Raw genomic sequence first — 7,164 nt, 5'->3', positions numbered from 1 at the left:
TTTCTCCTAGTTTATACGATTTTTTTTCTTCTTTCGAAATTACTGTTCTTTTCATGAAGAAGCACCGCCAAAAATATTATTTATTATACTCAAAAGATTATAATTATTAAGAAATATATCGTCAATCTGTTCTTGACTTAATGCCCTTCTTCCGGTTATTGCAACCGTCAGAACTAACTGATTCCCTATAGGATAGCATAATACATAGGTATTATCAAAGGCAGTACTATTTTTTTGTAAAACCAGCTCAGTACTTTGTAAAAAACAATCAATTACAATAATTCTGTCAGAATACCCTCTATTTTCATTAACATCAAATGTGTAAAATTTTCCTTTGCCATCATTTCCAGCAATCTGTCTCAAACCATCGCTGCCCTCCGCTTGCCAAACTCCTATTCCTTCAACATAATATGAACCTGGGGCTTGATAAGCGTTCCTAACAGCTTCTTGTAGATGTTCAAACTTTTTTGTTGGATCCACGAAGAGCCTTTTAGATAGCGTTCTTAGTATACGAATCACGGCATAGTCTTTATCCATGTTTGTTTGGGCTTCCGCTAAGAGCCTTGATGGATCCTGAAAGAAGCCCAATTCTTCGATTTTTCTTTTAATAGAACTACAAGCAATATTTACTGCAGCATCGTAGTTATTATCACTTCGAATTTCGTACCTTAATACAGCAAGACCCTCCAAATCTGAAGGTAGACGAAACCCTTTAGCACCCTCACTTTCAGGTGTATTTCTGGGAATAATGTAAAAAACTCGTCCTCTTCTTAACCTTCCCCAGAATAACCCCATTTCAAACAAAGTATTGTCCCTTGTAGTAAATGTTAAGGTGCCTCGAATATTAGTAATGTCATCTGGTGAAAATACAAATATTGCAAAATCATTTTCATCTAATTGTCGTTCAAGATTTTCCATATTGTATTCAAGGGGGCGAAATGCACCCGCTGACCAAGGAGTTACTTCAGCAGCATGAGCAAGTGAATTATGAATCGCATTAACATATTCAATGGATTCTTTTGCAGATCCTATAAATACTTTTGGTTTGATTTGAGTCATAACTCCTCCCATAAATATAATTAAATTTTTAAAATATTATTAACCTTTAACCATAATTTCTTTATTTTTTTGAAATGCATCGAAAAAGAATAAACGACGGTATAAACAAAAATCAATACGCAAAAAACTATATCCAACACTAAAGTTAAATCAAAGAATGTTTTCGTCATTAATTCCGTAAATATTTTGTAACTTGTTAAGATAACCAGCAATAACGGAAAAACCAATATATACAAATAACCAGCTAAGGAACTAAACAGTTTAAAATTGTTTAGGTATGTCTTTCCTTCTCTAGTGAACATATCCCCTAGAGGATCGTAACATGAATTTAACTCGCCCTCGACCTTATGGATATAACTGTATTGTCGTTCAACTACTATGTTGGTTTGGAAATACCTTACCACCAAACACAATAGAACAAACCATAGCATAGTGTGAATTGCATCTCGATTTATGCTCAATGTGACTTTGAGTTGTTCCTTAACAATGTCTGAAACAGCTTTTGACGGATCAACAGGTATTATTGTCAGAATAAACATTGCCCCGAAAACTAGCAAAGTATAAACGAATAATCGGTCTCTTAACTTCAAGTATTCCCTCTGTAAAGCAAAAGTATCTTTATAATGGTCATGGAGTGTTTGAAACTTTACATCTTCCTCACCCATAAGATTACCTCAACATATAGATTTTTTAGTGCAGACATTACTCATCTTTAGGAAATGAATTTGCCAATGAATCACCAGCAATCTTAAGTTCCTATTAACATCAAGTTATGATATATTTCTAGAAAAATGTCCCATTTCCTGCAAAATTCCATTTATTATTTCCATATACAGGGTCCGCAACAAAAAGCCCTTGCATTGAAACACCTCTTACCCTCGCAAATTCAGCAAACTCAACTGCTTCATCGACTACAATCTGTAGCATCTTTATTTCGGGCATCATATCGCTCGATTGCCAATACTCAATCCAGTTATCTCCGGTTTAAATATCCCACCACAAAATGCCTCTGTTGATGAAAAAGTATTGACCATACCTAGCATGTTTTCAAAAAAATCAACCATATCTTTACTGTCTTCAGATACAGTGACGTATCGATAACCTATTACTTTCATTTGGTTTCCCAAGTTAATGAAATATTTCTATTAGATGCCATTCATCTTTTTGAATTCTGGAGAAGATATGAGGAAGGTGGGAGAAAATCTATTTCAAGAGTAGAGATAATATAACTTGGACACACATCATTCCACTATTTTTCCAACCACGAATTCCTTATCTGCCAATTGAGGATACGTTGTACTTTTAAATAATATGTTTTTTACCAAGCTCTGTTGGAAAATTAGGCAATGAATACTATGTTAAGGGTGGAAAAAACCAAAACTGCCAAAGCCTAATAAACCAACAAATGGTCAAGCAAAATATGATCCTTCTTATTTAACAAAATGGCCCTTTCAGTCCCGGGAGACAAAACCTGGGATAACATCCTAAACCATACTATGAAAACCATGCTGGAAAAACAGCATGGTTTTTTAATCTTTACCCTATTTTCCGAGTGTGGTGGTTTGACCCAAATCAGGCTAACCTTATATTATGAACGTTTGATTAAATGCAGCTTAGCTCACTAATAACGAACCTATTAAATCCAAATTCACAGGGGGAATTGAAGTGAAAATAATTCAGGGAAAATATATCGAGTGGTGACAGGCACCGGGATTAATCACTTCATTTTTATATGGTTACAATACTCTCTGCCATCTCTGGAAAATCAATAAATGGGTTCCGATTGCCTTGAAGTTCATGGATCGCTAGGTTGCGATGCTTTTCATAGATGGAGACCGGAAAGGTTTGATGCCATTTTAGCAATAAAGAGACATTCTCTAGTTCTTTTTTTATTGTGTTTGGATAGCGAATTAGGAAATAGAGTGTTGCTCTGGCAACGATTCCTTTGCCGTATTCTGGTTCGAATTTACTTTCTTCCTCCTTGCCGCAGCCATCTTTGATTCCTAGAAGCCATCCTTCAGGGACATAATCGTGGAAATCATAGTAAGGATGGTTGCTGCGACTGCTATTGCAGGTGGGTTCGCAGGCAAATAGATGATGCAAGTCTCCTCTCATCGGTTCTTTTTTATCGAACCATGATTGAGGAACTACATGTTCACAATTTAATAGATCTTCCGAAAAGATGCCGATTAACCCTTTTGCCTGCATTTCATGGAGCCGAATGTCCTCCTCTATGACAGAAAGTGGATTCATCCCTTTTCCGGAATAAAGGCTTTTTAATGAACCGTTTTCCTGCAAATCAACCCAAGGGTACACATAACGGTGCGGGCTGTAGTTTAACTGATCTGTATGTGTTTTTTCAAGCAATGTATGAAGGCTTTCTGACAGATTAGCATCTTTGAATGAAATGCCCTGATAGTATTGATTCCTAACTTCCTTATCTTTCTTTTCATCATAATAAGGTCGATTTTCTTTAAAATTTAAAAAGTCTGACTTGGCTGTTTCCCATTCACTGTAAAGCAATTCTAGCTTTTCCATTATATTTTCAACGCTTGAGCAGATAATTTTTGGTTGAACAAATCCGATAAGTAGTCCTCTGCTGTTAAGTACAGCAAACCGTTGCCTTCGAGTTTTGGCGAGATTCCTAGAGGAACCGTTCTCTTGATTAATTGGGCATACAGCTCATACTCGGTTAGATTTCGCTCAAAGTTTTTGTTGACCATGTCTTTTATTAGGGCAAGTCCACCGGAAATATGCGGTGTGGCCATCGAAGTTCCGCTCAAGATTGCATAACTTCCGTTTAAATACGTGGATAGGATTTCTTCACCAGGACCTACTAAGTCGACTTGATTATTTGAATTAGTAAATTCAGAAGAACGGCGTTGCAAATTAATGGCTCCGACACTGATGACTTCATTGTAGCTGCCAGGATAGGCGAATTCATCTGAAGAATCCTGTCCATCTCCTTCATTACCAGCAGCACAAACGACTAGAATTTGTTTAGCGATTGCGTTTTGAATCGCTTGATGCAACTCAGGTACATCCTCAGAACCGCCGAGGCTCATGGAGATGATATCCGCCTTTTGTTCAACGGCATAGTTAATTCCATTTATGATCCAGTCGTATTGCCCAGATCCATTTTTATTAAGCACTTTTAAAATCAATAAACTTGCTTCAGGGGCAACACCAATGACTCCTGTACCGTTATGGACAGCAGCGATTGTGCCAGCTACATGGGTCCCATGGCCATTATAGTCAGTGTATACATCAGGATTTCCATCATCATCATCAGTGAAATTCCGTCCGCCGATAATCCTCTCCCTCAAATCAGGATGGGTGACATCGCAGCCTGTGTCCAAGATCGCAACCGTGATTCCCTTACCTTTCGATCTCTCCCAGATTTTTGGAGCCGCAATAAGTTCTATCCCTTTTGGCACCTCAGACACCACTTCTACCTTTTCATTCACTTGATACGGAATTAAATTTACTTTTCTCTCCATTCGTATCCCTCCTGACAGAATTATTTTCTGTATATTCTTGGGAGTTACCAATATTTTAACAATTCAGAATCTATTAAAACAGTTACTTTAGTCGCATCTTTTCGAACTTATGTTCCCATTTACTTTCTCTTATAGCACAGTTAACTGTAAAGTAACAAACTTTGACAAATGTTATCCCTAATCAATCGTTTGATTAAATGTGGGTCGAACCCTTTTGAAAAACGAAATTTGATCCGTAAATATGAAAAGTTTTTGTCGAATATTAAGATTCCATTTTCGCTACCAATCTTCAAAACTTGATAAAAAAAGTATCCTTTTACAAACTTTGACGGGTTCTACCGAAAAGATTGTTAACTAAGAACCGCCCCAATGATCTCTCCTGTGAAATGAATCTGTCATAAACAACCTGCGACAAAATAAAAAAGCAAAGGAACATGTCCTTCGCTTTTAGTTTAGTTTAGAGTTCGCGAGTGGGGCCTGACCCCAACAAATGCAACTACATCTTTTGAACGGTCTCTGAGGGCTCGCCAATCGACGAGTTTTACTTAAATGCAAAATCAACTGCAGATTTTGCGTGTAATAATGTTGAATCAAATAGTGGGACAAATGTATCTTCTTGTTTTACTAAGAGAGGGATTTCTGTACAACCCAGGATGATTCCTTCAGCTCCTTGTTTATAAAGGCGGTTTATTATTTGTATATATTTATCTTTTGAAGCCTCCTTAAAATCTCCCTTACATAATTCATTATAAATAACATCATGTACGATTTTTCGATCTTCTTCATTTGGAATAATAACCTCAATGCCATGTTTGCTTAAATATTCTTTATAAAATGGCTGCTCCATTGTAAATTTGGTTCCAAGTAATCCAACTTTCGTCATGCTTTGTTCATTTATTTTTTCAGCCACTGCATCAACTATATGGAGTAAAGGAATCTTAACTTCATTTTTTACCTCTGGAGCCATTTTGTGCATCGTATTCGTACAAATCACGATCATATCTGCTCCACCATTTTCAAGCGTTTTAGCGGCATGAATCATTTGATTTGTCGCTTGATCCCAATCACCCTTATGCTGCAGGTCCACCATTTCCTGAAAATCAAATGAATGCAGTAAACACTTAGCCGAATGTAATCCACCCAATTTTTCTTTTACGAAACGATTGATATAACTGTAGTATTCTGAAGTGGATTCCCAGCTTAAACCACCTATTAATCCAATTGTTTTCATATCATTCATAATATTAAGCCCCCTTATCTGTTAAAAATATGATAGCATGCTATACTGGTATGGTTTAGTACCAATTAATTGTTATATTTATAGTACCAGTTAACAAAAGGGAGTTTGCTAATGCTATCCATTCAAATAAATCGCCTACATAATAAAACATTAACCAAACAGGTATATGAGCAAATTAGGGAACTGATATTAAAGAAAAAATTAAAAGATAATGAGCGTCTTCCCTCAACAAGAGAACTCGCAATCTCCATTGGTGTATCAAGAAATGTAACACTTGAAGCGTATGAGCAGCTTGTTGCAGAAGGATATTTAATTGTACGGTCTAGGTCCGGTACATATGTAGCTCCAGGAGCGTCTCTTCAGGTAACAGAAGGAAAATCTCAGCATGCTATATTAAAAGGAGAACATCCAGCAATAAAGGATGAAGGAGTCATTGACTTTCGGGCAGGAAATCCAGCAACGGATCATTTTCCAAGACAGCTATGGGGGAAGCTTGCAAAGGAAGTTTGTCTTGAAGCGCCAGACCATATATATGGTTACAACAGCTCTTTAGGTATGAAGGAATTAAGAATTGTACTATCAAGCTATCTTTCAAGAACAAGAAATGTTCAATGCCACCCAGATCAAATTTTTATTACCTCTGGAGCCACCCAGGGTCTTTCCCTAATTACAGACTTATTAGCAAAGAGGGAGAACTATGTAGCAGTTGAAGATCCTGTCACAGATGAAATGAGAAATATTTTTTCTTTCGCAGGTGCAAAGATCCAGCCGGTACAGGTAGATGAATATGGGATAATTCCTGAATATCTTTCTAAATCAAATATACCAAGCTTTGTTTTTGTTATACCTTCACATCAGTTTCCAATAGGAGGTACGTTACCGATTCAGCGTCGAATCCAACTTATTGAATATGCACGAAAAATGAATTGTTACATTGTAGAGGATGACTATGATAGTGAATTTACATATGAGGGAACAGCCGTAAATTCGATGCAAGGACTTGATCAGGAACGTGTAATATATGTTGGTACCTTTAGTAAAATACTCTCTCCTGCATTAAGGATTGGATATGTGATCCTTCCAACCCAATTAATTGAGAAATTTAAGGAAATAAAATGGTATAGTGATCGCCATAGCTCATCACTCGAGCAACTAGTATTAGCACGTTTTATTAATGAAGGATATTTAGACAGGCATGTTCGAAATATGAAAAAAATTTATAGGAAACGAAGACAAGCACTAGTAACTAGTTTGTACGAGAATTTTAATAATCCTGTTATTTTAGGTCAAGCAGCAGGAATGCATTTAGTCGTGGAATTGGCTGGTGTAAACTTTAATGATTTATTAATGAACTGGATCCAAAAT

7 protein-coding genes are annotated in these 7,164 nt (G+C 36.6%); 1 reads left to right on the top strand and 6 read right to left on the bottom strand.

Features of this window, described 5'->3' with window-relative positions; genetic code table 11:
• Nucleotides 1-51: 51 nt before the first annotated feature.
• The 6 genes from V7659_RS27035 to V7659_RS27010 form a co-directional block, all read right to left on the bottom strand.
• Complete coding sequence (locus V7659_RS27035) at nucleotides 52-1,059, bottom strand: TIR domain-containing protein (RefSeq protein WP_335543167.1); 1,008 nt, start codon at nucleotides 1,057-1,059, stop codon at nucleotides 52-54.
• A gap of 20 nt (nucleotides 1,060-1,079) precedes the next feature.
• Nucleotides 1,080-1,724 carry a hypothetical protein gene (locus V7659_RS27030; RefSeq protein WP_335543166.1) on the bottom strand — a complete coding sequence of 215 codons (645 nt, stop codon included), beginning with the start codon at nucleotides 1,722-1,724 and terminating at the stop codon, nucleotides 1,080-1,082.
• 118 nt (nucleotides 1,725-1,842) lie between these two features.
• Complete coding sequence (locus tag V7659_RS27025; protein WP_335543165.1) at nucleotides 1,843-1,986, bottom strand: hypothetical protein; 144 nt, start codon at nucleotides 1,984-1,986, stop codon at nucleotides 1,843-1,845.
• A gap of 801 nt (nucleotides 1,987-2,787) precedes the next feature.
• The gene (locus V7659_RS27020; protein ID WP_335543164.1) at nucleotides 2,788-3,597 is read right to left on the bottom strand and encodes an endonuclease I family protein; all 810 of its coding nucleotides are present in this window, start codon (nucleotides 3,595-3,597) and stop codon (nucleotides 2,788-2,790) included.
• Nucleotides 3,597-4,559, bottom strand: coding sequence for a S8 family peptidase (locus V7659_RS27015; protein ID WP_335543163.1), 963 nt, complete (start codon nucleotides 4,557-4,559; stop codon nucleotides 3,597-3,599). The genes V7659_RS27020 and V7659_RS27015 overlap by 1 nt, the downstream gene beginning before the upstream one ends.
• Nucleotides 4,560-5,100: 541 nt before the next feature.
• Nucleotides 5,101-5,790 (bottom strand): aspartate/glutamate racemase family protein, encoded by a 690-nt coding sequence (locus tag V7659_RS27010; protein WP_335543168.1) that lies wholly within the window; start codon nucleotides 5,788-5,790, stop codon nucleotides 5,101-5,103.
• Nucleotides 5,791-5,910: 120 nt separating this feature from the next.
• Here V7659_RS27010 and V7659_RS27005 point away from each other — a divergent pair.
• Nucleotides 5,911-7,164, top strand: a 1,254-nt coding sequence (locus tag V7659_RS27005) for a PLP-dependent aminotransferase family protein (RefSeq protein ID WP_335543162.1), incomplete at its 3' end; no start/stop codon positions are given.

Source organism: Neobacillus drentensis, from assembly GCF_036966985.1.
In the GTDB taxonomy this organism is placed as follows: Bacteria; Bacillota; Bacilli; order Bacillales; family Cytobacillaceae; genus Neobacillus; species Neobacillus drentensis_E.
The sequence above is the reverse complement of the archived record's forward strand: the minus strand, read 5'-3'. Positions and strand labels throughout refer to the sequence as shown.